The organism is Nonlabens xylanidelens, from assembly GCF_002934445.1.
GTDB lineage: Bacteria > Bacteroidota > Bacteroidia > Flavobacteriales > Flavobacteriaceae > Nonlabens > Nonlabens xylanidelens.
Genome location: NZ_PTJE01000005.1, coordinates 119,876 through 135,362, shown reverse-complemented (window position 1 = coordinate 135,362; position 15,487 = coordinate 119,876). Strand labels below are relative to the sequence as shown.

The window sequence follows — 15,487 nt, the reverse complement described above, 5'->3', positions numbered from 1 at the left end:
AGAATTTTTATATATGAAAAACTTTACCCTATTATTACTATTACTATCTGCAGTGGGTTTTGCACAAATACCTGCAGGTTATTACAATAGCGCTAGTGGCCTTACCGGCTATCCATTAAAGTCTGAGTTGCGCAACATTATAGAAAATGGTCATACAGATCAAGGTTACAGTGCACTTTTTAATTTATACGACACGTCTGATAACGATACCTATTATCCTAATCAAGGAGAAGGTATAACTGACCAGACTACTACCATAGTAGATATGTATTCTGAAAATCCTACAGGGACAGATCCTTATAACTTTACTTTTACCGATAGATGTGGTAATGTAAGTAGTAATGAAGGTTTTTGTTATAATCGTGAACACGTTTTCCCACAAGGTAGATTTAATAGTAGAACCCCTATGCGTACCGATGCCCATCATGTAATACCTACAGATGGTCAGGTAAATGGTCGTAGAAGCAGCTTTCCTTTTGGAGAGGTGAACAGTCCAACCTTTACATCTCGTAATGGTAGTAAGGTAGGTCCTAATACAACTGCTGGTTTTTCCACTACTGTATTTGAACCTATAGACGAGTTTAAAGGAGACATCGCTAGAATGTTGCTTTATTTTGCTACTAGATATGAAAATGAATACGATGATAGTACTTGGGACAGCCCTACAGCATTAAACGATCCTAGAGATGGTTCTCAAGGTCAGTATTATGAGCAGTGGTACGTAGATCTTTTACTTTCATGGCACAATGCAGATCCTGTAAGTCAGAAAGAAATAGACCGTAATAATGATATTTATGTATATCAAGGAAATAGAAATCCATACGTAGATAATCCGCAGTATGTTAATATGATATGGACTACTACAGCTAGTAATGAAGACGTACTTTTATCTAACATCTCTATATATCCTAACCCATCTACCGGTACATTTTATATTAAAGATGCAGGAATAGCTATTGAAAACATATCTATTTTTGATATTTCTGGAAGACAGTTAAAACTACAACTAGACAACAACCAGTTCAGAATCAATTCTACTGGAATATTTATAGTTCGCTTAAGAAACGGTGATCAATCTAAGTCATTTAAAGTAATTGTGAATTAATACTTATTGAAGAAACAAGATTTTAAAGCCGCTGTAATAAGCGGCTTTTTTTATGGATTGCTTTTGATCTCGCTTTCGCGAAAGCGGAATTTCAACTTACCCTATTCTATTAAAATGTATTTTAGCGACTTTAATAAATTTAATGAGCCTGGTACAACGTTTTACATTTTTAATCTTCTGTATTTCCTGCTTTTCAACTACGGCACAAAAATATTCTTATGGTGGAGAAATCGCTTTGGGTCAAAGCCTGCCTTCTAATAAAGAGTTCCCTAATCGCGCTTTACAATCTCAACTTTGGTTTCATGTTTCACAACAGAAAAACCATCCTGAAATTAAGTGGCATCAAAAATTACAGTTTCCAGAAACAGGGATAAGCTTAGGTTATTCTAATTATGGAAATAATAAAATTCTAGGTGGCTCCTACTCCATTTTGCCTTTTATAAAATTTAAGAGCTTTAATAATAACAGATTAAAAACCTATTTAGGTCTAGGGGCTTCTTACTTTACAAAGAAATATGATGCCGTAGATAATCCTTTAAATCATGCCATAAGTACTGATGTAACTTGGACATTTAGAGCTCAACTTAATTATCAATTACTTAAAACTGAAAAATGGAATTACAGCACAGGTTTAAGTGTCGTGCATCATTCTAACGGTCATACCAGATTACCCAATAATGGATTTAATTCCTTCTTAGTATCCATAAATGCTACTTACCTACCTAAAGAAGATGTCTTACATCTAGAATCCACTACTTCATCACGTATAAAAACATCTTATCTATCAGTTTACCAAGGTACAGGACTTCAAGTTTTCAGTGATCTTCCTTATTTTAATCGTAAGAAAGAAGTCTATACAGTAGGTGCTGAATACGGTAAAACGTATAACAGAAATTGGAAACTAGGAATAGGAGCTTTTTACAGATTCTACCAGCATTATCACGATTACATAAATGATAATGAATATCTAGTACGAGAAAATCAGCGGTTTTCTGATATAAATGGAAAAGCTTTTTCTAATGCAACTAACATAGGCGTTTATCTTAAAGGAGAATTATTATTAAACTATATAGGCATAGAACTAGCTATAGGTGCAAATCTTTATAAACCAGCTTATAAAATAGATTATTCTATAAATGAAGGTTGGGATAATCCACCAAGAGAATTTCCTGATGGATGGCAATTTGCCGATCTAGATACGAGATACAAAATGAGGCATCTTATCAATTCTCGTGTAGGTATCAATTATTATCCATTAGGAACCAATGATTTTAAAAATCATAATTTCTATATAGGCGCACATATTAATGCCAACTATGGTCAGGCAGATTTTACCGAATTGCGATTGGGGTATGTTTACGAATTTATCAGATAAAATTAATATCATAAAATTGTAAATAAGTCCGTTAATAAATACGTTTTCGCGCAAGCGGAAGAGCTACAATTATCATACTAAAAAAGTATCTTTGCAGCAGCCCAAAAAAGCGCTCAAATGATCCATTTTTACGGAAATCCGTCCAAGTCAGTTTACGCAGTTCAAACCCAAGCACCGATCTCTGCAGAAGATGATCTTAAATTACAATGGCTTTTTGCCGATGCTCCTAAACTAGATGCCAGTACTTTATCTGGTCATTTCACAGGACCTCGTGCGACTACCATTACTCCATGGTCTACAAATGCTGTAGAAATTACCCAAAACATGGAAATTAAGGGTATTTTACGTATTGAAGAATTTCACAAATGTGAAGAAGATTCTTCTTATGATAAAATGTTACTTCAAAAATTTGATGGACTAGACCAGTCTCAATATGATGTAAATGTACAAGCACAAGGTGTTCTAGAAATAGATGACATTGCTGCGTATAATATGCAAGAAGGACTCTCATTAAGCGACGATGAAATCGATTATCTAATAGCTCTTTCAGAAAAACTAGATCGTAAATTAACTGACAGTGAGGTATTTGGTTTCTCACAAGTAAATTCTGAGCACTGTCGTCATAAAATATTCAACGGTACTTTTATTATCGATGGTGAGGAGATGCCTACTTCCTTATTTAAATTAATTAAGGAAACTTCAAAACAAAACCCTAACGATATAGTAAGTGCTTATTCTGATAACGTAGCATTTGTAGAAGGTCCTAAGGCAGAGCAATTTGCCCCTAAAACAGCAAACAAGCCAGATGTCTATCAGACGAGTTTATTCGATTCTGTAATATCTCTTAAGGCAGAAACTCACAACTTCCCTACTACCGTAGAGCCATTTAATGGTGCTGCAACAGGATCTGGTGGAGAAATACGTGATAGACTTGCAGGTGGACAGGGTTCTCTACCTCTAGCAGGTACAGCAGTTTACATGACTAGTTACTCTAGATTAAATGAAGAACGCCCATGGGAAAATGGTTTTGACGCACGTAAGTGGTTGTATCAGACACCTATGGATATTCTTATCAAAGCATCCAACGGTGCGAGTGATTTTGGAAATAAATTTGGACAGCCATTAATCACAGGATCTGTATTGACATTTGAGCACCAAGAAGGTGATCAAAATCTAGGTTTTGATAAAGTGATCATGCAAGCTGGTGGTATAGGTTATGGAAAAAAAGAACAAGCTTTAAAGAAAACTCCAGACGCTGGCGATGACATCATCGTTATGGGTGGAGATAATTATAGAATAGGAATGGGTGGTGCTGCCGTAAGTAGTGCAGACACTGGCGCACTAGACTCTGGTCTAGAATTAAATGCCGTGCAACGTTCTAATCCAGAAATGCAAAAACGTGCTGCAAATGCCATACGTGGACTAGTAGAAAGTGAGCACAACCCTATAAAATCTATTCATGATCATGGTGCAGGTGGACACTTAAACTGCCTGTCAGAACTGGTAGAAGAAACTGGTGGTATTATCGATACCGATAAACTTCCTTCTGGAGACCCTACTCTATCTCGTAAAGAGTTGATAGGTAACGAGTCACAAGAACGTATGGGACTAGTTATGGATGCAAAAGACACTCCTATCCTAGAAGAAATAGCAGCTCGTGAGCGCTCACCATTATATAAAGTCGGTAAAGTAACTGGCGATAATAAATTCACATTCAGCGAGAAAGATGGACGCAGTCCTATGGATCTTGCTCTAGAAGACATGTTCGGTTCTAGTCCTAAAACTATCATGGACGATAAAACCATAGAACGCAAGTATGCCGCCGTTACTTATAACGCAAGTGAGATTAAAAAATACATTTCTCAGGTATTACAGCTAGAAGCCGTAGCCTGTAAAGACTGGTTAACAAATAAAGTAGATCGATGCGTTACTGGTCGCGTTGCAAAACAACAGACCTGTGGCGAGTTACAACTACCGTTAAACAACGTAGGTGTAATGGCCATGGATTATAACGGTAAAAATGGAGTAGCAACCACTATCGGTCACGCTCCTGTTGCTGCATTAATAGATGCAGAGGCTGGTTCTCGCAACGCTATTGCAGAGTCGCTAACTAACCTCGTTTTTGCTCCTTTAGAAAAAGGACTTAAAGGTGTTAGTTTAAGTGCCAACTGGATGTGGCCTTGCAATAACCCTGGAGAAGACGCTCGTTTATACGCTGCTGTAGAAGCGGTAAGTAAATTTGCCATAGACCTAGGCATCAATATTCCTACAGGTAAAGACAGTCTTTCTATGAAACAAAAATATCCAGATATGGATGTTCTTGCACCTGGAACGGTGATTATAAGTACTGTAGGTTCTTGCGATAACATCAGTAATATAGTAGAGCCTGTTTTACAGCGCAACACCTCAGCGCCTATTTATTACATTAATTTGAGTGGTGACGACCATAAATTAGGTGGTTCTAGCTTTGCTCAAACTCAAAATAAAATAGGTTCAGAGTGCCCAGATATTGTTGATAGTTTCGCTTTCGCGAAAGCGTGGACAACCATCCAAAATCTAATAAAAGAAGGAAAAGTACTTGCAGGACATGATATTGCTAGTGGTGGACTTATTACTAGTTTATTAGAAATGTGTTTCCCTTCTCAAAATGTGGGAATGGACATTGATCTAGAAAACGTAAATGAAGATCTTGTAAAAGTATTATTTGCAGAAAATGCAGGTGTTATCTTACAAGTAACAGACACCTCTGTAGAAAGCGCCTTACTAGCCGCAGATGTTGAATACTATCACCTAGGTGAAGCTACAGATCAACCATTTTTAACGATTAATGACTTAGAACTAGATATCAATGCATTGAGAGATGAGTGGTATCAAACTTCTCACTTATTAGATAGAAAACAATCTTTTAATGGTAAAGCAGACGAGCGTTTTGCAAACTATAAAAACCAGCCGTTAGAATTTAAATTCCCTACACATTTCACAGGTGAATTACCAGAATTACCTCAAAAACGAGTAAAAGCTGCTGTAATACGTGAAAAAGGAAGTAATTCTGAAAGAGAAATGGCACGTGCCATGTACCTAGCAGGATTTGAAGTTGTAGACGTACACATGACAGACCTCATCGCTGGTCGTGAAACGCTAGAAGATGTTCAATTTATAGCCGCAGTAGGTGGATTCTCTAACAGTGATGTACTAGGAAGTGCCAAAGGTTGGGCTGGAGCATTCTTATATAATGAAAAAGCAAATACGGCTTTAAAGAACTTCTTTGCAAGACCAGACACCATGAGTATAGGTGTTTGTAACGGTTGCCAGCTATTTGTAGAATTAGGATTAATTAACCCAAATCACGATGTAAAGCCAAAGATGTTACATAATGATTCTGGTAAGTTTGAGTGTAACTTTACAAGTGTAGAGATTGCCAAAAACAATTCTATCATGCTACAATCTCTAGAAGGTAGCAAACTAGGAATATGGGCAGCACACGGAGAAGGTAAATTCCAGTTACCTAAAGACCGCAGCGATTACCAAATCCCTGCAACCTATGCTTATGAAGGTTATCCAGCAAACCCTAATGGATCTGACTATAACGCAGCAATGTTGAATAGTGAAGATGGACGTCACCTAGTCATGATGCCACACCTAGAGCGATCTACATTCTCATGGAACTGGGCACACTACCCTACTGACCGCAAGAACGACGAAGTAACACCATGGTTAGAAGCATTTGTAAATGCTCGTGTTTGGTTAGGTAAAAAGTAATATTTTAAGCTTTTTGAGAAACGGATAAGTCGCTTTTAAGTAAGGGCTTATCCGTTTTTCTTTTTAGATAAAGAGTATATTTGGGTTGATTTAACTAGTTGACAAATATTTATGAATGAACAACAAAGAACAAGCATAGAAGCCTTAATATTAGTTAATGACTTGTCTTTGTCTAGTCAAAAAGCAATTCTTACTGAATTAAATTCCCTTCTTACAGAATGCACACAAGATTTATATGATAATAGAATAAAATTTGAGGATGCAGGACTTTGTGAAAAATTGCTATTTCAAATAATATTTCATAATGAGACACTTTTAAGCCTTACAAATGGGAAATTAATTAAAATTCAAGATAAGAAACTAAAAATCAATGACCTAACTACAGTTTACTCTATTGCAAGACTTCAAATTGAAACATTCATTAATCTATCCTACATATTTTTTATTGACTCTGAATATTCTAAAGAAATAAGAGCATATGTATACAAAATACAAGGATTGAGGAAACAAATTGAGCTCACTAAAAAGCATCCAAAAGATTTTGATCCAATTAAAAAAATGAGGAATGAACTGGCTGAAGAATTATGGAAAATTCGAAAGTTGGATGAATTCAAAAGAGTTCCTTTTTCTAAAAGAAAAAGATTTATAAATCCATCATTGGCAAGATTAATTAAATTGTACGAAATATATCCATTAATAAAAATTGGTAACTTATCAAGAACTCATTCTTTGTATTCAAATCATATTCACTCGGAATACATAAGCATTCGTCAATTAAAATCTGCGATAGATGATAATTCTCAATACGAAAGTTCATTTTCGACTGTGATATTATTATGCTCAAGAATTACATCTTTAGTTATCACCAATATGGTTGAACAATATGAATTAAATAATTATTCATTTGCTAAAGCACCTTTGAAGCTAAAAAAAGTAATTGAATCAATAAATAAATTGTCGAGTGAATTAAAATAAATAATTGTGGGTAACAAAGAAAGTAGTTGAAAACAACGCAACCTCTTTTTAATTGTATACACTCATATCTAGGCCAATAGAATCGATTTATTAATTCTAGAGTCTTTTTTAATTTTCTAGTATCGATAAATTTGAAATTATAGCGCTACTTATATGTATGTTAATTTCTGTAACTTTACTTCTTTAAAGAACTACCTAAAGGGTCTACATGCACCGGCTAAAACGACTCACTCACCTTGTGCTATTGCCGTTAAATACCATTACAAAACAAAATGGAAAATCTAATTAATTACATACAATCGAGAGTTCTTTTAACTCAAAAAGATATTGATTTAATCAAAAAATATTTTGTTTCAGAAGAAGTCTCAGCTAAAACTAATCTATTAGAGGCAGGAAAAGTGGAACGGTATATCTATTTCTTAGAGACCAGACTTTTTAAAGGTTACATATTCCATTATTTTTTTTCGAGAAATCAGATACGTGTTCCGCTTTCGCGAAAGCGGACTCCTCAACCAACTAGTTCAAATGCAACTTATTCTTTTCTTTTCTCAACGCCTGCTCTAGACCTAAAAATGCAGGGTGGCCATGCTTCTCTGACCAGAAGCCATCGAGTACATCTTTAGAAAGGCATTTGTAGACCACAACGCCTTTAAAAACTTCCTGTTCCTCATTTTGGTAATTGAAATTGATCACTAGAATATTATCTTTAAAGAAGCCAGTTCCTTTTTGTAGCTGGTTGCCGCTAATAATCCATGAGGCGATAATTCTCTTATGTTGATCCAGCGATAATTCTAAGATCCCTTCATACCTGCTTTGAGAAACATCTTGATTGTGTCCTTTTATATTATAAATACCTACCAGGTCTTCTACGTTCATATAATTTTAGTTCAAATAACCGCGATAAATTATTAAATGTATGAAAGAAAGGTGTGGAAAATCTAATTAATTGCTCTCAAATAGGCTATTAAATGATCTTATTTTACACGATGTAAGATTAAGTCATTGTTATTAAAATCTGCAGGGCGTTCTATTGTTCCTGAAAAATTAATAGCAATATGCATTTCATCTTTAGAGTTCATCTCAAATATTCCTAATAAACGCGCTAATTCGCTATCTGTAGATAAATCAGTAAAAATTAAATCGATAGTCATAGGATACTGTGTTCTATCTACCACATAAGTCGATTTTGCTGTCATCCCTTCAAGACTAAAGGATTTTCCTCCCATAATTTGTCCTCCTAGTTCGAAAGTAACATATCCATCTGGAGTAAAATCAAAATAACCTACCTCTCCTTTATCTGTTCCTTTCCATTTACCTACAAGAACATCTTCTCCGGTAATTGTAAATGAATTTAACAACAGAAATGTAACTACTACTAAACTTAATTTTTGAAAAAACTTCATATTAACTAGATTTTTAATAATGTCAATATTATAAAAAATTGAAGTCAAATTATATAAAACTGATACAAAACTACTCTCAAAAGATGATAAATACCCTTTTCAGGGTATATTTCAAATAATGTCCAACTCCTATCACCTTACATAAGATAATAGAAAAAATTGCCTATTTAACCACTACCTTTGCGACCTTATGTAACGATAATGGCAAAAAAAGGTGAAGAAAAACAAATAACAAAATAGACGGGAGTCAAGAATCAAGAGATTAGATTCTAGATATGATAAGAAAGAATATGGAGCATAGATTATAGACTAGTTTATTTTTGAAAAATCGTCTAGAAGGAATATTTGTATGATTTGTGATCTAGTCATTTTTTAGAGAGTGTAAATTGAACTCACTCATCTTGTGCTATTGCCATTAAATACAAAACAAAATGGAAAATCTAATTAATTACATACAATCGAGAGTTCTTTTAACTCAAAAAGATATTGATCTAATCAAAAAATATTTTGTTTCAGAAGAAGTCTCAGCTAAAACTAATCTATTAAAGGCAGGAAAAGTGGAACGGTATATTTATTTCTTAGACACCGGAATTGTAAAAGGATATCAAAATATTGACGGAAAGCTAGTTGTGCAGCATCTTGTAGCAGAACAAGATCTTTTCACCTCTTTAGATAGTTTTATGACAGAAACACCGTCATTAGATTATTATGAAACTATTACCGAGTCCAGAGTCTTAAAAATATCGAAACCTGATTTTGATATTTTACAAAAGGAAACAAATTTTTGGGCAATCTTTGTCAAAGAAGTAACCAACGAACATTTAAGTTGCAAATTAGAACGTGTTAAAGATTTTCAAACCTTAACTGGTAAAGAACGTTATCTAAAATTTGTAAATCAGTTTCCTAAATTAGCTTTGAATGTATCTATTGATAATATCGCTTCTTTTCTAGGAATGGAACCTCAATCTTTAAGCCGTATTAGAAAACAAATCACTTTCTAACAAATGTTATTTTTAATCTCATGAGAGGTATTGAAATTTGTTTAAACAAAATTCAAGAATTATGAGCGAAGAAATTTCATTAGTAACTGGTGGAAATGGACATTTAGGAAACAACCTAATTAGACTTTTACTTTCCGAAAACCAAAAAGTAAGAACTACTGTAAGAAACATAAATAACACTGACCCTTTTAATGGGTTAGACTGTGAAGTGGTACAGGCAGATCTTATGGATAGAACATCACTTAAAAAAGCATTTCAAGGAGTTACCAACTTATACGCAGTAGCTGCTAACTTTAGTATGTGGGCTAAGAATCCAAAAGAGGAAATTTATAATAACAACATGCAAGGAACACAAAATGTGTTTCAAATGGCAAAAGAATGTGGTGTTAAAAACATTGTTTATGTAAGTTCAGTAGCTAGCTTGGATTTTACAAAATTACCAGCAAATGTGGACAATGGATATAACAAAGACAGAAGAAACTGGTATTACAACTCTAAAAATGATTCAGATAAATTAGCATTAGAATTGAGTGAAAAATACGGAATCAGAACCGTTGTAATTTTGCCTTCTGCTATGATAGGAAGTGAAGCTCATAAATTAAGTTATAGTAATAATTTAGTACACCAAGCTTTAAATGGAGAGATTCCTGTGGATACAAACATGACTTTAAATTGGGTGGATGTAAAAGACGTTGCTTTTGGTGCTTATCAAGCAATGCAAAAAGGTAGAAATAGAGAACGTTATATTTTATCCAACGAACATCACACTACGATGCAAGAAACAGTAAAAATAGCATCAGAATTATACCCTGAACTAAAACTAAAAACACCTAAAAAAGTACCAAAATGTCTACTGTATTCTGTTGCTGGATTAATGGAATTTAGCAGTAAGTTGACAGGAAAAGAACCTTTACTAATGAGACATTACGTAGATATGTTTTATGGCTTAAAACAAGATTATGATATTAGTAAATCTAGAAAAGAATTAGGTTACAACCCAAAATCATCAAGAGAAGCTTTGGAAGATGCTTTGAAATATTTGAAAACCGATTGGAAATAAAGTTAGGAATGTAATTATCACAGAGACTTCTGGTATGGTTTTAATTATCTATTAGGTTGTGATAAAATAACCGGATTACGCTTTCGCGAAAGCGAAATTATAAACACAAAAAAAAACCACTGCTCTCACAGTGGTTTTTTCTATTACTGATGTGCAATCATTATTTTAAAATACTGATTCCTTTTGCATTGACGAATTCTTTAATACCGAATCCTCCGTGTTCTCTACCGAAACCTGAATTTTTTACTCCACCGAATGGCATATCAACTTGAGCGATACCGAATGAATTGATAAACACCATACCGGTGTCAAAGTGATTTTGAGCTAACTCTATTGCTTTATCTTCATCTTTACTGAATATTCCGCCACCTAGTCCAAAACGACTGTCATTTGCTATGCGCATGGCATCATCTTGGTCTTTTGCTTTGATTAATGAAGCTACAGGTCCAAATAGCTCGTCATCATAAGCTGGTTGTCCTGGTTTTACATTTCCTAAAACTGTAGATGGGTAATAATATCCATCACCTTCAGGTATTTCACCACCGCACAATACCTCAGCGCCGTTTTCTATACTTTCTTTAACTTGATTGTGAATTTTCTCTCTCAAGTCTTTTCTAGCCATAGGACCTAACTGCGTGTTCTCGTCTGTTGGATCACCTAACTTTATATTATTCATGCTTTCTACAAAGCCTTTTTTAAACTGATCATACACAGCATCTACTACAATAAATCTTTTTGCAGCAACACAGGTTTCTCCGTTGTTATAGATACGACCTTCTGTACATGTTTTAATAGCTAGCTCTACGTCTGCATCTTCTAGTACGATATAGGCATCGTTACTACCTAACTCTAATACGGTCTTCTTAATATTTTTACCAGCTTGCTCCCCTATTTTACGACCAGCACCTGCACTACCAGTGAAGGTCACACCTCTCACTAGATCATGCTCAATTATTTTTTCACTTACATCATGATCAATAATTAGTACGGAAAATAAATCTTTAGGTAATCCTGCTTCTTCATAAATCTCTTTCAGTTTCAATGCACTACCAGTAACATTTGCTGCATGCTTAAGTAGTATACCATTACCTGCCATTAAATTAACGATAGAATATCTCACAACTTGATAGGCTGGAAAATTCCAAGGTTGTATACCATATATAACGCCTAGAGGTGAGTAAGAAACAATTCCTTTACCACCGCCGGCAAGTTCCTTTTCTTCATCTGCAAGTTCTTCTGCTCCTGTTGCTGCGGTATATTCACAAATTGCTGCACATAGATCTAACTCATCATTTCCATGGGCTATAATCTTACCCATTTCTTCGGTCATTAATTGTGCAAACTCTTCTTTTTGTTCTTTGAATTTTTCTCCTATGTTCTGAATAATTTTACCTCTTTCTTCTATAGGAGTGGCTTTCCACTTAGTAAAAGCATCATGACATTTTTCCACAGCTTTTAAAGTCTGTTCTTCTGTCATTAATTCATATGTTTTAATCTCTTTTCCTGTTGCTGGGTTTATTGTTGTTACGTTAGTACTCATGTTGTTTTTTATTTAAAGGTATGGGTGGAATTGCGGTAATAGCGTTAATAAAAAATCAAGACTTCTTATTATAGTCTTTAATTAACAAGCTATTAAAAGACTATTAACAAAGGTGATGTGAATCGTTAATGGTTTTAATATTTCATCCTGTATAATCATGGACAATTAGGACGCAACCATTACAATGAGTTTTATACTATAAGATGTAACCTAAATTATAAGCTATGAAAAACCTCAAAAAAATTATCATTTTATTCATAACTGCATTAAGTATCGTTTCCTGTACTTATGAAGATTATGACGACTCCATATCAAAAGATTTAATAGCAGTAGACTCTGAATTATATGAATTGCTAACAGATGTTGCCAGTGATCCTGAAACTGATGAGGATACGATCTCTTGTATACAGGTTATTTATCCTATCAATATATTTACCTACGATTCCAACGATATTGAAATCGCTAATACCTTTATTATAGGAAATCAAGCCTTCCGTGATTTTTTAGATGTTCTACCTAGTACTAACTCTATAAGTATAAGCTACCCTATCGCTGCTACATTAACAGATGGAAGCTCTATAGACATAACCACTAACGAGCAATTAAAAGAAAGTATAGATAATTGTATTGAAGAAGAGTTAGAACTTATACGTTACTGTCAGGGCTTATTAGATGAATGTGTTTGGGAAGTAGGATATTCTAAAACCTCTTCTAACGACTACCTAGGCGGCTCATTCTTTGTAGATAATGGAGTGATGAACTTTAGTTACTACTCTGAAACCGCTACAGGGTCATGGACATCTATCATGATAGAAAGTCAATTACACGTAAACATAAGCTTAAATGGCGATGTGGATACAGAAACACAATTAAACCGCAACTGGAAAGCTGAAATTCTAGATTCAGATTCCATGAGGCTTACTGACGGACTGGATGAACTGATTATACACAAATACTGTAACGTACCTAATGATGATTGTTATGACTTTAATTTTACAGCGTGTGAAGATGTTGCTACACCAGGTTTTACAGAATTGACTTTGAGTGAATACGATAACTGTATCTATGAAATTTTACAAGAAGACGATAACTTAATAGATATTACCTACTACAGTTCTGAGGCAGATGCTGATATGGAAACCAACCCAATAGATAGTACTGTTCCTTTTATGAACAGTATAGAAACAGAAATATTCTATGTAAGAGTTTATGATACTGTAGAAAACACCTTTTATGTTGTAGAAATAAGTGTTACTGTAGAAACCTGTCCTTAATTAAATTAAAACGTAAACGATTATTAGCATGCTCGGTCTACAGACTGAGCATGCTTTTTTATTAATTTAAAATCTGCTTTAATTCTTTGCGGTATTTACTAGCACTCTTACCAGTTATCTCTTTAAATATTTTATTAAAGTGCGAGAAGTTATTAAAACCACATTCAAAACAAATATCAGTTATACTCATTTGAGATTCAGATAATAACTTTGTGGCGTGCACTACTCTATATTCATTTACTATTTTAGTAAAGGTCTTACCAGATGTCTTTTTAAAGTACCTACAGAAAGCAGGAACTGTCATGCTTACCTTACTTGCTATTTCTTCTAGAGGTATTTGCTCTTTATAATTCTGATTGATGTATTTATATATTACTTCTGTCTTAGAATTGTCTTGTAGTTCTGTTTCAAAAGTGAAGGTTTCTGCATTTAATATTTCATAATCATCAGTAGTAGCGAGATCATGTAAGATTTTCAATAACAGAATAGTTCTTTCAAAACCATGAACCTCGTTTAAATCGTGTATTTGAGATCCTAATCGTTCTATTGTTTCCTTTTTAAATAGCAACCCATTCTTTGCACGTTCAAATAATTGTTTAATTGGCATCATTTCTGGCACGGTGAAAAAACCTTCTCCTAGAAAATCAGGAAGAAACTGCACCAGTAATTCAGATCCATGATTAGGTCTGTCTGTATAACCTATATGTGGCAACATAGAGCCTATAAGTAATAACTGGCTGTCATTATAATAGGACATATGGTTTCCTATATGTCGTTTTCCTTTTCCCTCGTTTACATAAACCAGCTCTATCTCTGGATGAAAATGCCAGAAAGGCTTGTTCTCACCTCTTTCTGTTGTACTTTTTTGTACAAACACAGAACCACCGAATTCTGGTTGTATTTTTTTTAAGGTAGCTTTCTTATATAACATGTAAAATCTAGATTAAAACGATCAATTATACCACTGCAAATATCGTTTTTTAATTTTATAATTATGTTATATTCACACTATAACGTTATAGTTGTTTTCATAAAGTTAATATAGTATACAATTAGGACAAAAATGTTGTTTTCTAAACCTTACTCCTGCTCTAAATTTGTCATGTAAATCATCAGTAAATAATTAAAAGATGAAAGCAATGAAAAACCTATTATTTATAGCACTTATGTTAACCGCGTTAACAGGCTATGCAACAGACGTAACATCTATCGTACCACCTAAAAGTGTTACTGTAGTACAATTTGACAACGTAAAGAAAGGTCATCAATTAACTATTAAGGATACAGAAAACGTTACTTTATATAATGAGACTATTAAGTCTACTGGTAACTATACAAAACAATTTGACTTAACTACTCTAGAAAATGGTAGTTATACTATTGAATTAAATAAAGATAGTGAGGTATTAACTCGATCTTTTAATGTAGAAAACGGAATTGTAAACCTGTCTACAGAAATGACATTTTACAAGCCTGTAGCAACTAAAAGAAATAATCAATTATTTGTTTCTCAATTAAGCTCTAATGACGAAGTTCTTGATGTATTGATTTACTATAATAATGAATTAGTGCATAAAGAAGCTATTTCGGACTCATCTGATCTAAAACGTGTATTTCAATTATCTCCAGACAAAAAAGGTGAATACTTTATTATAATGAAATCTGCTGGGAAATCATTTTATAAGACATTTACTTTATAGGAAATAATAAAAATTTTAGGTGAAGGCTACTTTTTTAAGTAGCCTTTTTTTATGCCTATATTTTTGAGTTTAAAATTTATTACCACCTTATAGAGTAATTACCTAGTTCATATAGAAAATAAGTAATAGTTTACTGTACCTTCTTTATTCACTGAGCATCTATTTGTATTTAACACCTCTCTTTCCCGCCTTCTTTTCTTCTCGACTCTTTTCTCTAATTAATCTAGTAAATGAGCTAGCTCTTTTAGCTATATAGATAATAGTTCATCTTTCACTTTATCCACCTTCCTTATTT

The 15,487-nt window shown here is 33.8% G+C and carries 12 protein-coding genes; 8 read left to right on the top strand and 4 right to left on the bottom strand.

Annotated elements, in window-relative coordinates:
• Positions 1 to 13 precede the first annotated feature (13 nt).
• The 4 genes from LY01_RS11160 (at position 14) to LY01_RS11145 (ending at position 7,214) form a co-directional block, all read left to right on the top strand.
• Entirely contained in the window at positions 14 to 1,105 is a 1,092-nt protein-coding gene (locus LY01_RS11160) for an endonuclease (RefSeq protein WP_104515936.1), read from the top strand.
• Positions 1,106 to 1,247: 142 nt separating this feature from the next.
• Positions 1,248 to 2,480: an acyloxyacyl hydrolase gene (locus LY01_RS11155; protein WP_104515935.1), complete on the top strand. Its 1,233-nt coding sequence runs from the start codon at positions 1,248 to 1,250 to the stop codon at positions 2,478 to 2,480.
• Between the two features lie 117 nt (positions 2,481 to 2,597).
• Positions 2,598 to 6,239, top strand: coding sequence for a phosphoribosylformylglycinamidine synthase (purL, locus tag LY01_RS11150; RefSeq protein WP_104515934.1), 3,642 nt, complete (start codon positions 2,598 to 2,600; stop codon positions 6,237 to 6,239).
• Positions 6,240 to 6,350: 111 nt separating this feature from the next.
• Positions 6,351 to 7,214 (top strand): hypothetical protein, encoded by an 864-nt coding sequence (locus tag LY01_RS11145; RefSeq protein ID WP_104515933.1) that lies wholly within the window; start codon positions 6,351 to 6,353, stop codon positions 7,212 to 7,214.
• Between the two features lie 516 nt (positions 7,215 to 7,730).
• Here LY01_RS11145 and LY01_RS11135 read toward each other — a convergent pair.
• The gene (locus LY01_RS11135) at positions 7,731 to 8,090 is read right to left on the bottom strand and encodes a hypothetical protein (RefSeq protein WP_104515932.1); all 360 of its coding nucleotides are present in this window, start codon (positions 8,088 to 8,090) and stop codon (positions 7,731 to 7,733) included.
• Positions 8,091 to 8,188: 98 nt separating this feature from the next.
• Positions 8,189 to 8,617: a hypothetical protein gene (locus LY01_RS11130; RefSeq protein WP_104515931.1), complete on the bottom strand. Its 429-nt coding sequence runs from the start codon at positions 8,615 to 8,617 to the stop codon at positions 8,189 to 8,191.
• A gap of 431 nt (positions 8,618 to 9,048) precedes the next feature.
• On the opposite strand from LY01_RS11130, the gene LY01_RS11125 reads away from it, so the two are divergent.
• Together LY01_RS11125 and LY01_RS11120 are read left to right on the top strand one after the other, a co-directional pair.
• Positions 9,049 to 9,618, top strand: coding sequence for a Crp/Fnr family transcriptional regulator (locus tag LY01_RS11125; RefSeq protein WP_104515930.1), 570 nt, complete (start codon positions 9,049 to 9,051; stop codon positions 9,616 to 9,618).
• A gap of 61 nt (positions 9,619 to 9,679) precedes the next feature.
• Positions 9,680 to 10,678 (top strand): NAD-dependent epimerase/dehydratase family protein, encoded by a 999-nt coding sequence (locus LY01_RS11120; RefSeq protein ID WP_211289296.1) that lies wholly within the window; start codon positions 9,680 to 9,682, stop codon positions 10,676 to 10,678.
• Positions 10,679 to 10,838: 160 nt separating this feature from the next.
• Here LY01_RS11120 and LY01_RS11115 read toward each other — a convergent pair whose 3' ends face one another.
• Entirely contained in the window at positions 10,839 to 12,218 is a 1,380-nt protein-coding gene (locus tag LY01_RS11115; RefSeq protein WP_104515929.1) for an NAD-dependent succinate-semialdehyde dehydrogenase, read from the bottom strand.
• Positions 12,219 to 12,442: 224 nt separating this feature from the next.
• On the opposite strand from LY01_RS11115, the gene LY01_RS11110 reads away from it, so the two are divergent.
• Entirely contained in the window at positions 12,443 to 13,492 is a 1,050-nt protein-coding gene (locus tag LY01_RS11110; protein ID WP_104515928.1) for a hypothetical protein, read from the top strand.
• 61 nt (positions 13,493 to 13,553) lie between these two features.
• On the opposite strand, the gene LY01_RS11105 is transcribed toward LY01_RS11110, so the two are convergent.
• Positions 13,554 to 14,423, bottom strand: coding sequence for an AraC family transcriptional regulator (locus LY01_RS11105; protein WP_104515927.1), 870 nt, complete (start codon positions 14,421 to 14,423; stop codon positions 13,554 to 13,556).
• 208 nt (positions 14,424 to 14,631) lie between these two features.
• Here LY01_RS11105 and LY01_RS11100 point away from each other — a divergent pair, with 208 nt between their 5' ends.
• Entirely contained in the window at positions 14,632 to 15,192 is a 561-nt protein-coding gene (locus tag LY01_RS11100) for a DUF3244 domain-containing protein (RefSeq protein ID WP_170034608.1), read from the top strand.
• The last annotated feature ends 295 nt before the right edge of the window (positions 15,193 to 15,487 follow it).

What these genes read in the sequence shown, in the direction of transcription:
- LY01_RS11135 (WP_104515932.1), bottom strand. Translation starts at nt 8,090, where the DNA reads ATGAACGTAGAAGACCTGGTAGGTATTTATAATATAAAAGGACACAAT.
- LY01_RS11155 (WP_104515935.1), top strand. Translation starts at nt 1,248, where the DNA reads ATGAGCCTGGTACAACGTTTTACATTTTTAATCTTCTGTATTTCCTGC.
- LY01_RS11110 (WP_104515928.1), top strand. Translation starts at nt 12,443, where the DNA reads ATGAAAAACCTCAAAAAAATTATCATTTTATTCATAACTGCATTAAGT.
- LY01_RS11100 (WP_170034608.1), top strand. Translation starts at nt 14,632, where the DNA reads ATGAAAAACCTATTATTTATAGCACTTATGTTAACCGCGTTAACAGGC.
- LY01_RS11145 (WP_104515933.1), top strand. Translation starts at nt 6,351, where the DNA reads ATGAATGAACAACAAAGAACAAGCATAGAAGCCTTAATATTAGTTAAT.
- LY01_RS11125 (WP_104515930.1), top strand. Translation starts at nt 9,049, where the DNA reads ATGGAAAATCTAATTAATTACATACAATCGAGAGTTCTTTTAACTCAA.
- purL (WP_104515934.1), top strand. Translation starts at nt 2,598, where the DNA reads ATGATCCATTTTTACGGAAATCCGTCCAAGTCAGTTTACGCAGTTCAA.
- LY01_RS11160 (WP_104515936.1), top strand. Translation starts at nt 14, where the DNA reads ATGAAAAACTTTACCCTATTATTACTATTACTATCTGCAGTGGGTTTT.
- LY01_RS11120 (WP_211289296.1), top strand. Translation starts at nt 9,680, where the DNA reads ATGAGCGAAGAAATTTCATTAGTAACTGGTGGAAATGGACATTTAGGA.
- LY01_RS11115 (WP_104515929.1), bottom strand. Translation starts at nt 12,218, where the DNA reads ATGAGTACTAACGTAACAACAATAAACCCAGCAACAGGAAAAGAGATT.
- LY01_RS11130 (WP_104515931.1), bottom strand. Translation starts at nt 8,617, where the DNA reads ATGAAGTTTTTTCAAAAATTAAGTTTAGTAGTAGTTACATTTCTGTTG.
- LY01_RS11105 (WP_104515927.1), bottom strand. Translation starts at nt 14,423, where the DNA reads ATGTTATATAAGAAAGCTACCTTAAAAAAAATACAACCAGAATTCGGT.